The organism is Vitiosangium sp. GDMCC 1.1324 (genome assembly GCF_003044305.1).
Classification (GTDB): Bacteria; Myxococcota; Myxococcia; order Myxococcales; family Myxococcaceae; genus Archangium.
In genome coordinates this window covers 270,856-285,144 of sequence record NZ_PZOX01000009.1, presented here as the reverse complement: position 1 = coordinate 285,144, position 14,289 = coordinate 270,856, and the positions used below count along the sequence as shown (strand labels likewise).

General features: G+C 67.8%; 12 protein-coding genes. 2 read left to right on the top strand and 10 right to left on the bottom strand.

Annotated features, from left to right (window positions below):
- The 5 genes from DAT35_RS26650 to DAT35_RS26630 all read right to left on the bottom strand — a co-directional run bounded on the left by DAT35_RS26650 (position 1) and on the right by DAT35_RS26630 (position 4,968).
- Positions 1–654, bottom strand: a complete 654-nt coding sequence (locus tag DAT35_RS26650; RefSeq protein WP_108070046.1) for a hypothetical protein — start codon at positions 652–654, stop codon at positions 1–3.
- A gap of 274 nt (positions 655–928) precedes the next feature.
- Positions 929–1,405, bottom strand: coding sequence for an SMI1/KNR4 family protein (locus tag DAT35_RS26645; RefSeq protein WP_108070044.1), 477 nt, complete (start codon positions 1,403–1,405; stop codon positions 929–931).
- Positions 1,406–1,407: 2 nt separating this feature from the next.
- Positions 1,408–2,058, bottom strand: coding sequence for a hypothetical protein (locus DAT35_RS26640; RefSeq protein WP_108070042.1), 651 nt, complete (start codon positions 2,056–2,058; stop codon positions 1,408–1,410).
- A 232-nt stretch (positions 2,059–2,290) separates the two neighbouring features.
- Positions 2,291–3,214 carry a DUF2381 family protein gene (locus DAT35_RS26635; protein ID WP_158501888.1) on the bottom strand — a complete coding sequence of 308 codons (924 nt, stop codon included), beginning with the start codon at positions 3,212–3,214 and terminating at the stop codon, positions 2,291–2,293.
- A 20-nt stretch (positions 3,215–3,234) separates the two neighbouring features.
- Positions 3,235–4,968, bottom strand: a complete 1,734-nt coding sequence (locus DAT35_RS26630; RefSeq protein WP_108070038.1) for a serine/threonine-protein kinase — start codon at positions 4,966–4,968, stop codon at positions 3,235–3,237.
- A gap of 180 nt (positions 4,969–5,148) precedes the next feature.
- Here DAT35_RS26630 and DAT35_RS26625 point away from each other — a divergent pair, with 180 nt between their 5' ends.
- Positions 5,149–7,092, top strand: a complete 1,944-nt coding sequence (locus tag DAT35_RS26625) for a hypothetical protein (RefSeq protein WP_233261715.1) — start codon at positions 5,149–5,151, stop codon at positions 7,090–7,092.
- 22 nt (positions 7,093–7,114) lie between these two features.
- Here the strand turns inward: DAT35_RS26625 and DAT35_RS26620 are convergent, their stop codons facing one another.
- From DAT35_RS26620 to DAT35_RS26600, 5 genes are all read right to left on the bottom strand, one after another.
- A complete protein-coding gene (locus DAT35_RS26620) occupies positions 7,115–7,462 on the bottom strand; it encodes a hypothetical protein (protein WP_108070034.1) in 348 nt (115 codons plus the stop codon).
- Between the two features lie 10 nt (positions 7,463–7,472).
- Positions 7,473–10,367: a tetratricopeptide repeat protein gene (locus DAT35_RS62130; protein WP_158501887.1), complete on the bottom strand. Its 2,895-nt coding sequence runs from the start codon at positions 10,365–10,367 to the stop codon at positions 7,473–7,475.
- Between the two features lie 67 nt (positions 10,368–10,434).
- Complete coding sequence (locus tag DAT35_RS26610) at positions 10,435–10,956, bottom strand: gamma-glutamylcyclotransferase (protein ID WP_108070030.1); 522 nt, start codon at positions 10,954–10,956, stop codon at positions 10,435–10,437.
- 28 nt (positions 10,957–10,984) lie between these two features.
- Positions 10,985–11,563 (bottom strand): GbsR/MarR family transcriptional regulator, encoded by a 579-nt coding sequence (locus DAT35_RS26605; RefSeq protein ID WP_108070028.1) that lies wholly within the window; start codon positions 11,561–11,563, stop codon positions 10,985–10,987.
- Positions 11,560–12,564, bottom strand: a complete 1,005-nt coding sequence (locus tag DAT35_RS26600) for a polyprenyl synthetase family protein (protein WP_108070305.1) — start codon at positions 12,562–12,564, stop codon at positions 11,560–11,562. Before DAT35_RS26600 ends, DAT35_RS26605 begins: the two co-directional genes overlap by 4 nt.
- Positions 12,565–12,746: 182 nt before the next feature.
- Here DAT35_RS26600 and DAT35_RS26595 point away from each other — a divergent pair, with 182 nt between their 5' ends.
- Positions 12,747–14,285 carry an MFS transporter gene (locus DAT35_RS26595; protein WP_108070026.1) on the top strand — a complete coding sequence of 513 codons (1,539 nt, stop codon included), beginning with the start codon at positions 12,747–12,749 and terminating at the stop codon, positions 14,283–14,285.
- The last annotated feature ends 4 nt before the right edge of the window (positions 14,286–14,289 follow it).

Here is a 14,289-nt window from a genome sequence, read left to right as displayed (position 1 = left end):
TCAGTTGTCCGTGTAGGGCAGGTTGGGGCCCACTGTATTCCAGGGGGACTTGCCGTCGTAACAAGCGGGGTACTGCTCGGTGTACACATCGTGAACGCCCGGTTGTGCGGGGAAGACGTTGTTGGGGTCCACTGGGTCCCCGCCGTGCCAGAGGTCTCGAATGTGGTGCCCCGGCCAGGACACCCCGCCCTCATCGGGCCACTGACCAAACTTCTCGCTCCAGTCCTTCCGGAAGGATGTCCGAAACCTGTTCCACGCCTTGCGTTGAGCTGCATTGTCCTCGGGTGACAGCTCGGGGTAGTTGCAGCAGCAGTGATAGATGCCGTAGCGGCTCCCGGCCTTCACGGGAACGGGCAAGACAACGAGGCTTCCCTCCCAGTCGAACTTGAGATCGGCCAGCCACATGCAGCCCTTGAGCATGTAGCCCGCGCCGCACTCCGTCTGGCACTGGTTCATGAACTCCCGGCGGCACTGCCAGGGGCCATAGAAGAGGATCGTCTTCATCCGCCCACCCGGCACGTTCAGCCAGGGCAGTTCCTTCTTCATGGCGGGCTTGGCCCCCGGTGAGGGCGAAGGGCCAGAGCCTCCCGTGCCCTCGGTTGTCGCGCATCCGGTGAGGAGCATCAACAGCACCGCCGTTCCGGCCAGCTTCATGGGAATTCCTCGTGGTGATGGCTACGCCCTGATGGGCAGCCGGGCCGAGGCAATACCTGTGTCTACTTCGGACTAAGGCGAGCGCGTGGTCGGGCCGTGGGCAAATTACGGGCAACCACCTCTCCCGTTTTCGACCGTTCCAACCCCCTCTCCAGGGGAGGAATGGCGATGCCCCCGGCCCTTTCACAACTGTTAATCACTAGGTCCGAGGTTCGAGTCCTCGTCGGGGATCAAGATTCATCAGTAATTTCAGGGCCTTGGACGTCAGCCGGGCTTATTCGTTCAGCCAGTAGGCTTGGCCATCACGCAGGGCCCGCTCCAAGAAGTCCGAGAAGGAGGTGGCGATCTGATCGCAATACTTCGGGTCCGGCCACGCCTCGTGCCAGCCGTCGATGACGGGGTAGCGGCCATTCTCCTGTTGGGCCACATCCACCAGCAGGTAGTTGCCATCTTGCACGTCGCAGATGGCCCACATCGAGGCAGGGCCGTGCGCGTCGTCATCGTTCTTCTTCCCGAAGATGGCGACCCGCGCCCGGACGATCTTCGACAGGGGAAGGATGCGGTAGGGGCTATCCGGCAACCGTTTAATCAGCTCCGCCCCGTTGCAGTGCAGGTAGAAGGCCCGGAGGTCAGGGTCCAGCCGCCAGCCCGCCCGCTGCTCGAACTCATCGATCTCCTCGGGTGTGGCGGGGGGATGGGGGAAGTGCGCACGGGAGACCTCTCCGAGCAAGCTGTTCAGGGGCGTGGCCATCGTCAGTTGTCCGTGTAAGGCAGGTCGGGGCCCACTGTATTCCAGGGGGATTTGCCGTCGTAGCAAGCGGGGTACTGCTCGTTGAATACCTCATGAACATCAGGCTCGGCGGGGATGACGTTGTTGGGGTCCACCGGATCTCCCCCATGCTTGAGATCCCGGACGTGGTGCCCTGGCCAGGACACGTCACCTTTCTCCGGCCACGTTCCGAACTTCTCGCTCCAACCCCGCCGGAAGGACTCCCTCTTCCCCTCCCACTTCTTGCGAGCGGCACGTGTGTCCACCTTCGACAGCTCGGTGTAGTTGCAGCAGCAGTGATAGATGCCGTAGCGGCTCCCGGCCTCAACGTCTACGGGTACGAGGAAGAGGCGTCCCTCCCACTCGAAACTGAAATCGGCCAGCCACATGCAGCCCTTGAGCACGTGGCCCTCACCGGCGCACTTCATCTGGCACTCGTTCATGAACTGCTGGCGGCACTTCCAAGGGCCATAGAAAAGGGTGGTCTTCATCCGCCCGCCCGGCACCGTCAACCACGGCAGTTCCTTCTTCACGGCGGGCTTGGCCCCGGGTGATGGAGTGGGTTTGGTTCCGAGGTTGGTTGAGCCGCACCCAGCGAGCAGCACCAGCAGTACCACCGTCCAGCTTGGCTTCATGGGAGTTCCCCGTGGTGATGACCACCCCCTGATGGTTAGCCGGGCCAAGGGATACCCGATGGGGCTGACAACTCCCGGTGCTCGCCGCTCTCGGCGGCGTCATTCATGGGGATCATCAAGAGCGCCCGTGCTTCGGCATAAGAAGGAGGGGCTGAAATCGGCCTCCTGGTTGGCGCAAGAGCAATGACCTGGAGCTGAACCTGGTGCGTGAACGCACGGGTTTGGCTCAGCCTCAGGGGAACGTCACGCTGGGGATGATGATGGTGCGAGGACCGTCTTCCCATAGGTTCAACGTGACCTCGCCTCGCGGTTCTCCAGGTTTCACGCGGACCTCAACGAACACGGGACCCATCTCGTTGGGTGGTATGGGTTTGTCCTGATAGAACCTTACCCCCTCCATCTTCTCGCCTTTCGCGGCCGTCAGGGATGCCCCCACCGCGGTCCAGGGTTCGGCACTGAAGTTCGTCAGCTGAACCTTCACCGCCACGCTATCTTTGTAGCGATAACTGGTGCCTATCGACATGGGGAGGATGCCTCCCACGGGCCTGATCTTCTTCCATGTGAGTGGCTTGGAGCCGATCCCTTTCAGGTCCAATGCACCGCCGATGTAGAGACCCATGAGCCCAACGGACTGGTCGAGCTGCCTTCGAAGCTGCTCGACTTCTCCGCGAAGTTGCTGATTCTCTTCGTGAAGCGCCAAGCGCTTCGCGCGCTCCTGATCTATTTCTTGCAGGAAAGACTCTCGGGTGCGCTTGTCCCGGAACACCTCCACCTGGTTTGTCGCCTGGCCACGATACGCCACCAGGACGAAGGTGGCGCTCTGTTGCGTCACACCGCTCGCGAAGCGCACCGTAAGGCGTATCCGCTCCCCCGGCACCATGTCTGGAGGAGACAACAGAGTCAGGAGATGACGGCCTCGTACCACTTCCTCGAAACGCACTTCGTCCTGCAATTCCACGAGGGTGATGGGTGCGTCGAAGCGCAGTACCGTCATGAGCCCGGCACCGACGCACACCTCGTACGTCGCCGTGGACCCGAGCGACAACTCGATGCGCTGCTTATCCGCACATGCGGCGACAGTGGGCGGCGATTCGCCGGCAGCGAAGCCTTGGAGAAGCGTCAGGAGCAGGATGGCGGGGGGAGAGCCAGGGAACACTTGTCGCCTCCAGAGCCGGCCTATTGGAAACGAGTCGAGACTTGGACCCAGGCGCCGGGGAAGACGAGCACCTTGTTGCGCGTGCTGCCAGGCCGCATCTCAACGCCAAGCCCGCTATAATTGAGCAGTTCAAAGCAGACCGGCACGACCTCCCCACTGGGCAGCGTGGCCTTGGTAAAGCGGCCGTAGACGCGCCCGGTCCCGAAGTAGAAGCGTCCAGACAAAGCGGTGCCGTTCCGAAACCCTTCATGGGGCCCTACTTTCCCCCAGAAGGCCTCGAGAAACACCGTCGCCTCTCCCTCCCGCACGGGCACGTCTTCTCCATCGAGCTGGTCAGAAGGGATGAAGGTGACCTCACGCGTCTTGGAATCGCGCAACAGGCCGAAACGCTCGTGGGTGGCGGCGGCTCCGGCCGGGCACTCCTCCGGCTTGGGGGGCTGGCGCAGCTGCGGGCCGCCCGCACAGGCGGAGCCGGCAACGCAGCCAGCGGCAACCAGGGCTCGGGTCTTCTTGGATCTCGTCATCTTGGAGTCCTCGCTGTTCGTCGCGGTGGCGACGGGCGCGGGGGTGGATGACTTGTCAGGTGCCGCGCCGTGACCAACTTCTCCCGTCAGCTTCGCGGGCGCCACTTCTTGGCGAAGAATGGCCTGTCGCGGCGGGGATGGGGGAGGCGACTCCGTGAGTTGAATAGAAGGCTGCACCGTCATGGGCCACCACCGCCACGTGGCGAGCAGGCACAGCACCATCATCACGGCAGCGAGGGCGAGCCCGGCAACCCACCAACGCCTGGGTGAAGGGAGCTCGGGTGGCGTTGACACGGGGGGCGGGCTCTTGTCGCGTCGGGCTCCTGGGAACAGGGGCACGCGCCAGGTGCTGTCAGCCTGGGCCCATTCCGCTGACAGGGCCTCCGCGAGCGCCATTGCATCCGCGTACCGGGCCTCGGGCTCCTTCTCCAGCATCCGCATGCACAGCTCGCTCAAGGCGGGTGGCACGCGCGGGTTGAGCTCGTTCGGGGCCCGTGGCGTCTCTTCGAGGATGGCGCGCAGCATTCCCGGGCTGTTCCGGTCCCCGAAGGGCAGCGTGCGTGTCAGCAGGAAATAGGTGATGACTCCCATCGCCCACAGGTCGTCCCCTGGTTTGAATGGGTAGGGTTCCCCCTCCCACTCCCGGGCGAAGCGCCATAGCTCGGGGCTCCGGTACTCGGCCGTCCCCGGCGGCATCCGCATCGTCAGCCGCTGTGCGCCCTCGATGCCGGCCGCGCCAAAGTCCACCAGCACCGGCTGCCGGTCGGCCTCTCGCATGACGATGTTGGCCTCCTTGAGATCCCGGTGCACCACGCCTGCCGCATGGACGTCCGCCAGCGTGAGCGCGAGCGGTAGCAACACCTGGAGCACCAGCTCGAGCGCGGACGGGTTTTCCTCCTCCGCCCACACGTCCAGCGGGCGGCCCTCGACGAGCTCCAGGGCCAGCACCAGATAGTCCCGCCCCTGGTCTGGCCAGAAGCCGAACCCGTGGAAGCACACCACGTTCGGGTGCCGCATCAGGCGCAGCGCGTCCACCTCCCGGTTGCTCCTCGGATTGATGCGCACCAGCTTGAGGGCGAAGAGCCGATCGCCTCGCTTCGCCCGGTAGACGGCACCGAAGCTGCCAGAGGCGAGCAGCCCCTCGATGGTGAAACCCGCGACCTCCGTGCCGGGGGGGAGCCCCGCCCAGGGCATCGCACCCAGCACCTGTCCGCCGCGTTCGTCGAGCATTCAGCCTGTCCCCTGAAACTTCCTCTCCTACCAGAGAGATGGATGAGAGCCCCGGACGTGTTGGGTTGGGTGGGTGGGGCACGTCCCTGTTCCAGTTGACCCGAAAAAAGCGGCCCGTCTCTCTATGAGGGTCGCCGCTCATCAACGGAGACTGGAATGCTTGCCCCGCATCGAAGGACAGTGAGTTGGACGGGACTCCTGTCCCTCCTCGTCATGACTTCCACGGCCTGCCAGCCAGGTACGGCCCCCGAGGAGACCAGCGAACTGGGTGTCGCGGGCAACCCCGGCACGGTCTACTCGGAGCTGGTGAGCTGCGCGGGCGTGCCCGATTGGAACGCCAGCACCATCTACAATCCGGGCGCTCGGGTCGTCTACAAGGGCAACCTGTACGAGGCCCTGGTGGCCATCTGGACGGCGGACCCCGTCCTCGGCACCGCCAGCGGCTGGTACAAGCTCATCGGCCCCTGCACCGACGGCGGCGGCTCCGACGCAGGCACGGATGGCGGGACCGGGGGAGACATCACCCCGCCCTCTCAGGTGACGGGCCTGCTCTCCACCAGCGTCACCAGCACCCAGGTGTCCCTGGCGTGGAACGCGGCGACGGACAACGTCGGCGTCACCGGCTACCTCGTGTTCCGCAATGGCACGCAGATCGGCACGACGGCGGCGACCAGCTACACGGACAGCGTTCTCACGCCCTCGACCCAGTACGGCTACACCCTCAAGGCGCGCGATGCCGCGGGCAACCTCTCGGTGGCGAGTAGCACGCTCTCGGTGACCACCGCGCCCGACACAGGCACCGGTGGCTCGTGGCACCCGAGCTACCTCGCGTTCGGCACCGTCTACGAGCCCTTCACCGGCACCGACAAGTTCTTCACCAAGGTCAACCCGCTCTTCCCCGCGGGCAAGCGGCTCGACTACGGCTACCTGTACCTCAATGGGGGTTCGCAGATCAGCGAGTGGCACGATCGTGCCGTGCGGCTGGCCACGAAGAGCAAGGAACAGGGGATGACGCCCGTCTTCGTGGTGTATGGGATTGGAGGCAACACGGACAGCGCGTCGGCCGTCTGGAACAACCTGCAGAGCGCCAGCTTCCTCACGCAGTACTTCCAGGGGCTGCGCGACGTGGGCCAGACCGCGACGTCCATCATCGGAACGGGCCGGATCGGCTACGTCGTCGAGCCGGACACCCTGGGCTACATCCAGCAGCAATACGCATCGCAGTACGGCGATGATCCCTCGAGGATGCCCGCCGCCACGCATGCCGTGTACGACTCGGGCGTGCTCCAACGGGGCGTGGATCCGTCGTTCCCGGACACGCTGACCGGCCTCGTGCAGAGCATCAACTACACCCTGCGCAAGTACACCCCGAAGGCCTTCCTCGGCTGGCAGCTCAACCTCTGGGCGGCTCCGGGAGCGCCCGGCACCGGCATCGTTCACTCGACCGAGGTGTATGGCTTCGAGGCGGGCAAGACCCGCATCCAGGACAACGCTCGCGCCAACGCGGGCTTCGCCAAGAAGGCCGGGGTCCAGTATGGCGGCGCCGAGTTCATCTCCATCGACAAGTACGGACTGGACGGCGCGGGCGCGGCGGGCGCGAACCCGAACGATCCCGCGAGCTCGCTGTGGTTCTGGAACGCGGACCTCTGGAACAACTACCTGCTGTTCGTCCGGACGTTGAAGGAGACGCTCTCGCTGCCGGTGGTGCTCTGGCAGGTGCCCGCCGGACACATCAACGGCACCACGCGCCGCAGCCCCACGGCGTACAACGCCTCCGGTACCTTCCCGGATCTGCCCAACACCGTGCAGCGCTACGAGGAGTCCGCGTCTCCGTTCCTGTTCGGTGATGGATTGACGCTCTCGGGAAACCGGCTGGCCTACTTCTCGAAGAACGTGTGGAACGACCCCAAGGTCTCGGTGAGCGGCAGCACGGTCACGTGGGGCTCGCACCTGCCGGAGGCCGCCAACGCTGGTGTCGTCGCCATCCTCATGGGCGCGGGCGTCGGGGTGAGCACCCGCGGGATTCCCCAGCCAGGGAGCGTTCCCGAGGAGCAGCCGACGGAGAACTACTATTGGATCACCCGCATCCAGGAGTACTACGCCAGCCCCGCTCCGCTCCCCTGACGGGCAATGCGCTCCCTGCCCTTCAGTACGGGTAGGGAGCGCGGTCCCGCTCCAGCGTGGACGAGTCGACCCCCCACGAGGAGAGCACGGTTTCGATCTCCTCTTCCGAGAGCACGACCGCCATGCGCTCGTTCAGCAGAGAGCCCGTCAGGTCCTGGTTTGCTTCCACCAGCGCTCGGGGGGCCTCGCATCCGCGAATGATGAAACGGTTCCTCCCGCGCCCGGGATCGGCGCACGTCCTCGTGCTCCGTTTGTCGACGAAGGGGTGAACGCCCACCCAGGCCATGAGCTCCGCGGACGAGGCGGGGATCTCGGCGGAGATGACCTGTCCCTTCCTCAGGAGCTGACGGGCCTCTGCAGTCAAGCTCATACGGTTCTCTCTACAACGGATGCGTGGCCAACCACGCCTCCATCTCCTCCGCGTCACTCCGCATGGCATCTCCGCCGCCGCGCAGGAGCTCCACCGTCTGGACGATGAGCTTGCGGGCCCGAGGCTTGTCCCGGCCCGTCACCCAGAGCACCTCCGCCAGGAAGCGGGTAATGCGGGTGCGCAGGTAGCGGCCGACGACCACATCATCGGTCAGGGCATGCTTCTCGGCGATGGCGAGCGCCCGCTCGAAGTAGGGCAGCGCCTGCGGGTAGTCCTTCATTTCGTAGTACGCCTTGCCAATGCCGTAGGCGTCGTTGGCCAGGTCCGGGTGATCGGGCGCGAGGGTCTTTTCGTGAATGGCCAGGGCGCGCTTGCCGTGAAGGACATCCTTCGCGTAGTCGCCCAGGTGGGAATACGCCAGCCCGATGTTGGTGTGCACAGCAGCGGCCGCCTCGCTCTCCGGGCCGGAGATGCGCTCGTGAATGGCCAAGGCCCGCTCGTAGAGCTGCACGGCCTCCGTGTTCCGCTCCAGCACCGTCAGGGTGTTGGCTACCGCGGTGAGCGCATCCGCCGTCACGGTGTGCTCCGGGCCGTAGGCGGCCTCCGCAATGGACAGGTTGCGTTGAATGTAGGGGAGCGCCTCCGCGGCCTTGCCGGCGGTCACCATTACGTAGGTGAGAGTGAAGAGCGCCTGCCCCACCTGCGGGTGGTGGGGCCCGAGTAGCTTCTCGTTGATCTCCACCGCACGGCGCGCATGCTGGAGCGCGTCCGCCAGCCGCTCCTGGGCCAGCTCCACCGTGGCCAGATCGCTCAGCGCCTCGGCCACATCCGGGTGCTCGGGGCCCAGCAACTTCTCGCGAAGGGCCAGCGCCTGTTGGAGGTACTCCATGGCCTCGGTGGACCTCCCCTCGTCTGACAGCAACTGCCCGAGGTGGGTGAGCCGGGAGGCCTCCAGCGAAGGCACTCCGCCCAGGCGCTGGAGCACGGCCTGCGCGAACTGGCTCCACTGGTGTCCTTGCTCGTGGTGGCGAAGCCCCCGGCCAATGAACTGCACCAGCGAGATGGCCGCCTCCGCCGCTACTTGATCATGCCCGCCCGCCACGGCGGTCCACACCGCGGTCTGCAGCTCGTCTTCCGCCTTCCGCGCGTCCTCGCCCTGATCGAGACGCCCCAGGGCCAGCAAGGCCTCGGCCTCCAGGGGGCGATAGGCCAGGGCCCTGGCCTCGTCCATGGCCTGCTGCACCAGCTTCCGGCCCTCCGTGGGACGGCCCGCGGCCCGCTGCGCCTCCACCTCGGCCAGCTTCACGCGCACCGCATCCACCTTCGCGCGCGTGGTGGGATCCGCGGGAGGCCGCACGGGCGCGGTGAGGGCCGCGGCGGATGCGCACTCGTCCAGTGGGGGGAGCGCGCTGACGGCCCGCGTCGCGGTCTCCACCAGCTTCGCGTCCGCCGTGGCCAGCACATCCACCAACGCCTTGAGGCCCTCCCGGCGCTGGGCGAGGCACTGCATGCGCAGATCCAACAGCTCTCCGGATTGTTCGCCTCGCACGTGTGTGGCCTCGCAGGCATCCGTGTGCATGGCGACCCAGCCGTCCGCGTACCGGTCCAGCAGCGTCTGCGTCGCCTTCCACGCGTCCTGCGCGTACGGCGTGCCCGTGGCCAGGAAGGCCGCGCCCACCCGCTCCCGACGCGCCGGATCCCACGCGCCCACCAGCCGCTGCTCCGCGCCACGACAGGCCTTGCCCGGATCGTCGCGGAGCATCACCCCGCCCACCACGGCGAGCCCCAGCACCCCCGCCGCGAGGCCCATCCCGACACGCCTTCGCCCCGACACGCCCTTGCCGCGCTCCAGTTCCTCCAGCAGCGAGCCCATGGAGGGAAAGCGCGAGCCCGGCTCAGGAGCCAGGCCTCGCAGGAGCGGACGGCGAACCCACTCGGGAACGCGCGTCACGCCCGCGGGAGGTGCGGGGGGTCGTGGGGGCCCATCCTTCGCGGACACCTCCGCCACGGTATAGGGGCGCTCCCCGTAGAGGGCCTCATACAGGGCCACGCAGAAGCTGAACTGATCACTGCGCGCGTCCGCGGGCTCGCCGCGCCACTGCTCGGGAGCCATGTACGCGGGCGTTCCCAGCAAGGCGCCCGTGCGGGTCAGTGAGCCCGCCGGGTGGGTGAGCTCATGCCCCGAAGCGGCAGGCGGCACCGCCCCCGCATTGCGAACGAGGCCGAAGTCCGTCACCCGGACGCGCCCGTCCCTACCCACCAGCACGTTGTCCGGCTTGAAGTCTCGGTGGACGAAGCCCGCGGCATGCGCGGCGGCGAGTCCCCTGCCCGCCCCCACGAAGGACTCGAGGATCTCCTCGGGCGTGCGCTTCTGCTCCCGGAGCCACGTCCCCAGGGTGCCGCCCTCCACGAACTCCATGGCCACGAACACCTGGCCCTCGACCTTGCCGGCATCGAAGACGGAGACGACGTGCGGATGGGAGAGCTGTGCCAGCGCCTGGGCCTCGCGCAGCAGGCGCGTCTCGTCCGCGGAGGAGCCACTCCCCGGCAGGCGATCCGGACGCAGCAGCTTGAGGGCCACGCGCCGGTCCAGGTGTGAATCATAGGCGGCGTACACCACGCCCATCCCGCCCGTCCCCACCGGATGCAGGATCATGTACCGGCCGAGCTTGTTCCCAGGAGCGAGCGGCTTCACCACTTCCTTGGACTCGTCCGGCTCCCCGGCCTGCTTCCGCCCAGGGGCCGCGTGCAAGGACTCCTCCGCGTGGCCGAGCACGGCCAGAAGCCGGCGGCAGTCCTCACAGTCGTCGATGTGGCGCACGGCGGCCTCGCGCTCCGAGGGCGTCAGTCTGCCCTCTCCGAGCGCGGCCAGCGTGTTCTCCTCGAGGCAGGCAGTCCGAGTCATCGGACGCCGAGGATAGCAGCCCTCCGCACCACCCTGGTTGAAGGGGCCGGGCATCTCCCTCCCTGCCCTACTCCCCGCGGCGCAGCCGCTCGATGTACTCCGCGGGCAGGGCCGCGCTCTGTGCGCCGCGCACCAGCGCCTCGATGAACCGCTGGCTGATGGGACCCTCGCTGGACGCGCGCCGGGGCGACGTCACGAACGCCGTGGCCTGCAACTCCTGGCCCTCCACGCGCACGCGCACCAGCCGCTCCACGCACATGCCCGTCACCGCGCCTTCCTTGTGCTGGATGATGGGCCAGTCCTTCCCGCCAACCTCGAAGAGCCTCCCGTACACGCTCCTGCCCGGCGCGTCCGTCAGCCCCGCCACCCTCCCTCCCCACCACCTCGAGGGAAAGTCGTACACCAGGTCCACGTCCAGCGCCTCGGCCAGCTTGCCTTCGGGCAGCTCGAAGAAGTCGTAGCTGTGCTGCGAGCGCCACTCCTCGAAAGCCGCCCGGTCCAGGATTGTCGAATAGGCGAAGTACAGCTTCGAGGCGGCGGTATCGGCCGTGCTCCGCGCCTTCATGACCTGATCGTAATGCGAATCCATGCTCTGCCCCCTCGGCCCCCAGGCCGCCTCACTGCCGGTTCGAGTCCTCGCGCAGCGCGCCGAGGATGGCGCCCACGTCCAGCCGCGCCGTCTTGATGAACAGCCGTAACGCGCGCTCCACGTGCTCGGCAAGCGTGGCCATCTTCTCCAGCCGCGACAGGTGTTCGCTGGGGACGTTCCCCGCCTCCTGGGCCAGCCGGCGAGCCTCGGCCAGGTCGGCGCGGATGCGCTCGATGAACCCCGCCTCCCGCTCTTCAATCACGTGCGACACCATGCGGATGAGGTCCGTCTCCGCCGCGTAGCGCCAGGCGCTGTCCTGGGGCGAGCGCACGCGCCGCACCACGCCCCAGCGCTCCAGGTCCCTGAGCAGCATGGACACCCCGCCCTTGGAGAGCTCCAGCTCGCGCTCGATCTCCCCGGCGGTGAGGGGCTCGCCGCGCAGGTACAGCAGGGCCCAGACGCGGCCCTGGTTGCGCTTGAAGCCCCAGAACTCAATCACGTTGCCTACAGCATCGACGGCAATGGCTTCCCAGGGAGCGAGTCGACCGTTGTCCGAGCCCTCCCCCCGGCCCGCTTCGAGACCGCCCGTCCACAGGTAGCCCTTCATGCAGCGCGGCTCCGCTCCTGCGCCTGGGCGGCGATGCCTACCGACAGCCTGCGCGCCCAGTCGACCAGCTCCGCCCCCGTGCCCTGCTGGGCGTACGGCCCGAGCGCGTCCAGGGCCGCCTCCAGCTCCTTGTTCATCCGCTCCATGGCCAGTTCCACCGCACCGGTGGCCTCGATGGCATCACCGATAGCGCGGGTGCGCTCGGGATTCACGGTGGTGAAGGCCCATGCGTCCTTCAGCTTGCTCTTCAGGCTGCCGTCGCGCGCCACCGCCAGCAGGATGGGCAGCGAGGGCGTGCCCGAGAGCACGTCCGCGTAGCGCGGCTTGCCCGGGTCCGTCCCGAGCACGTCGCGGATGTCGTCGGCGATCTGGAAGGCCACGCCGAAGCGGCGGCCGAAGAGATCGAAGCGCTGGGCGGCCTCGGGCTGGCCGGCGAGCGTGGCGGCGGCGTGGCCGCACCAGCCGAAGAGCGAGCCCGTCTTACCCTCGGCGACGAAGCGCAGGCGCTCCAGGGGCAATTCCAGGTTGCCACGGGCCTCCACCTCGGTGATGGCAGCGCGGGACATCTCCACCACCACGGACAGTGCGCTCTGGGTGAGGCGTGCGTCCAGAAGGGACAGGCGGTGGAGCGCGGTGGAGAGGATGAGGTCCCCGCTCATCACCGCGACGATGTTGCCCCAGCGGGCGTTCACCGTGGGCCGGGCGCGGCGGTACATGCCGGCGTCCACCACGTCATCGTGCAGGAGGCTGGAGGAGTGGATCATCTCCGAGGCCACCGCCACGTCCACGAGCTTCTCGGGCGCCACGCCCACCGCGCCGCCGAACAGGCGTACCAGCATGGGCCGGGCGCGCTTGCCCCCGGTGCCGATGCACAGGTGGCGCGCAGCCTCCATCAGCGTGTCGCCCTTCACGCCCGGTCCCGCATCGCCGTCCGCCAGCATGGAGCCCAACCGCTGCTCCACGCTCCCCAGAAAGTCCGCCAGTTCACGCGCGAGTTCCATGTACCCCTCGTCTCCTCTGCGGCCGTTCATATAGTTCAAGACCCCGTGAACTGCCACCTGCTTCCTACAGGAGCAGGCAGGCCGAGGGGCCAGGTAGGGGGGCAGGCAGGCCCGGGAGGTCGGTTTGAGTGGGTGCGGTGCGCCGTGAGACAGACTCGGCCTCTACAGCCTCAAGGGTCCGCGTGTCACTCGCCGTCCTGCGCCGCCACGTCTTTCGCAGCTTCGCTGCTCTGGCTTCCGCCGTCCCCCTCTTCCGGCCTGGAAACTCGCTGCCGGGCGCGGCCGCCCCGCTGATGGGGGCGCCCCCCGCGGGCACCACCCCGGCGCCGGCCCCGGACACCGTGGAGCGGAAGTCGCTGCGCCACTCGTTGAAGGCCTCGGTGTCCGAGGGAATCGTGGCGGAGGTGTTCACCGCGTGCGCGGGAGCCACGGTGCTCACCGGCTGGGCCCTGGCGCTGAAGCTGGGGCCCTTCCTGGTGGGGGTGATGACGGCCCTGCCCTTCTTCGCCCAGTTCGTACAGTTCCCGGCGGCATGGCTGACGTCCACCTTCGGCCACCGGCGGGTGGCGCTGGTGGCGGTGTGTTTGTCGCGCCAAGTGATGCTGCCGCTGTGCGTGCTGCCCTGGCTGCCGTTGACGTTGGTGGGACAGCAGCGGCTGCTGGTGGCGGTGGCGGCGGTGTCGGCGGTGCTGGGCGTCATTGGAAACAACGCCTGGGTGGCGTGGATGGGCGAGCTCGTGCCCGAGTCCATCCGGGGGCGCTTCTTCGGCCGGCGCACGGCGCTGTGCACGCTGGGGAGCACGGTGACGTCGCTGGTGGCCGGCGTGGTGATGGACAAGCTGCGCCCTCCCGAGGGCGTGGGCCTGGGCCTGCCACTGCTGGCGGGGATTGCCTGCGTGGCGGGGGTGGTGACGACGCTGCTGATGGCGCGCCAGCATGATCCGGCGCCGGACAAGGAGAAGGCGGCGCTGGACTTCCGCGTGGCGCTGCTGCCGCTGCGCGACGAGCGGGCGCGGCGGGTGCTGGTGTACCAGGTGGCCTGGAACGCGGCGGTGGGCGTGTCCGCGCCCTTCTTCTCGTTCCACATGCTGAAGAACCTGAAGATGAGCTTCCTGGTGATGGCGCTGTACCTGGCGGCGGTGGCCGGGATGCGCATGATCGCCGCGCCGGTGTGGGGCAAGCTCATCGACCGGGTGGGGGCGCAGCCCGTGTTGCTGGCGTGCTCACTGGGGATCGGCGTCATCCCCTCCATCTGGCTGTTCCCCACGGCCACGTTCCTCTGGCCGCTGCTGCTGGACGTGGTGATGGCCGGCGTGCTCTGGGGAGGCCATGGCCTGGCCATCTTCGCGCTACCGCTGTCGGTGGCACCGCGCCGGGGCCGGCCCTTCTACCTGGCGGCTTTCTCCACGGCGGGAGGCCTCGCCTACGCGGCGGCCTCGGCGCTGGGCGGGGGACTCGCGAGCCTGCTGCCCACCGAGTTCACGCTCGGGGGCCACCTGTGGGTGAACCTGCACGTGCTCTTCGCGCTGTCCGCGGTGGCTCGGGTGGCCGCGGCCTTCCTGGCCCTGCGGATTGTCGAGCCGGACGCGAAGCCGGTGTGCTCGCTCGGGGCGCTGCTGTCGCTGGTGGGCCTGAAGCTGAGAGCCCGAGCGGCGCAGGTGTCCGTGCCCGCTCCGGCGCCGGTACTCGCCGAGCCCCGCTCCGCCCGCATCGAGTCCTGACACG

Excerpts from the sequence above, each read along its gene's own strand:
- DAT35_RS62130 (WP_158501887.1), bottom strand. The coding sequence starts at position 10,367 with ATGACTCGGACTGCCTGCCTCGAGGAGAACACGCTGGCCGCGCTCGGA.
- DAT35_RS26645 (WP_108070044.1), bottom strand. The coding sequence starts at position 1,405 with ATGGCCACGCCCCTGAACAGCTTGCTCGGAGAGGTCTCCCGTGCGCAC.
- DAT35_RS26610 (WP_108070030.1), bottom strand. The coding sequence starts at position 10,956 with ATGGATTCGCATTACGATCAGGTCATGAAGGCGCGGAGCACGGCCGAT.
- DAT35_RS26605 (WP_108070028.1), bottom strand. The coding sequence starts at position 11,563 with ATGAAGGGCTACCTGTGGACGGGCGGTCTCGAAGCGGGCCGGGGGGAG.
- DAT35_RS26600 (WP_108070305.1), bottom strand. The coding sequence starts at position 12,564 with ATGGAACTCGCGCGTGAACTGGCGGACTTTCTGGGGAGCGTGGAGCAG.
- DAT35_RS26630 (WP_108070038.1), bottom strand. The coding sequence starts at position 4,968 with ATGCTCGACGAACGCGGCGGACAGGTGCTGGGTGCGATGCCCTGGGCG.
- DAT35_RS26620 (WP_108070034.1), bottom strand. The coding sequence starts at position 7,462 with ATGAGCTTGACTGCAGAGGCCCGTCAGCTCCTGAGGAAGGGACAGGTC.
- DAT35_RS26650 (WP_108070046.1), bottom strand. The coding sequence starts at position 654 with ATGAAGCTGGCCGGAACGGCGGTGCTGTTGATGCTCCTCACCGGATGC.
- DAT35_RS26640 (WP_108070042.1), bottom strand. The coding sequence starts at position 2,058 with ATGAAGCCAAGCTGGACGGTGGTACTGCTGGTGCTGCTCGCTGGGTGC.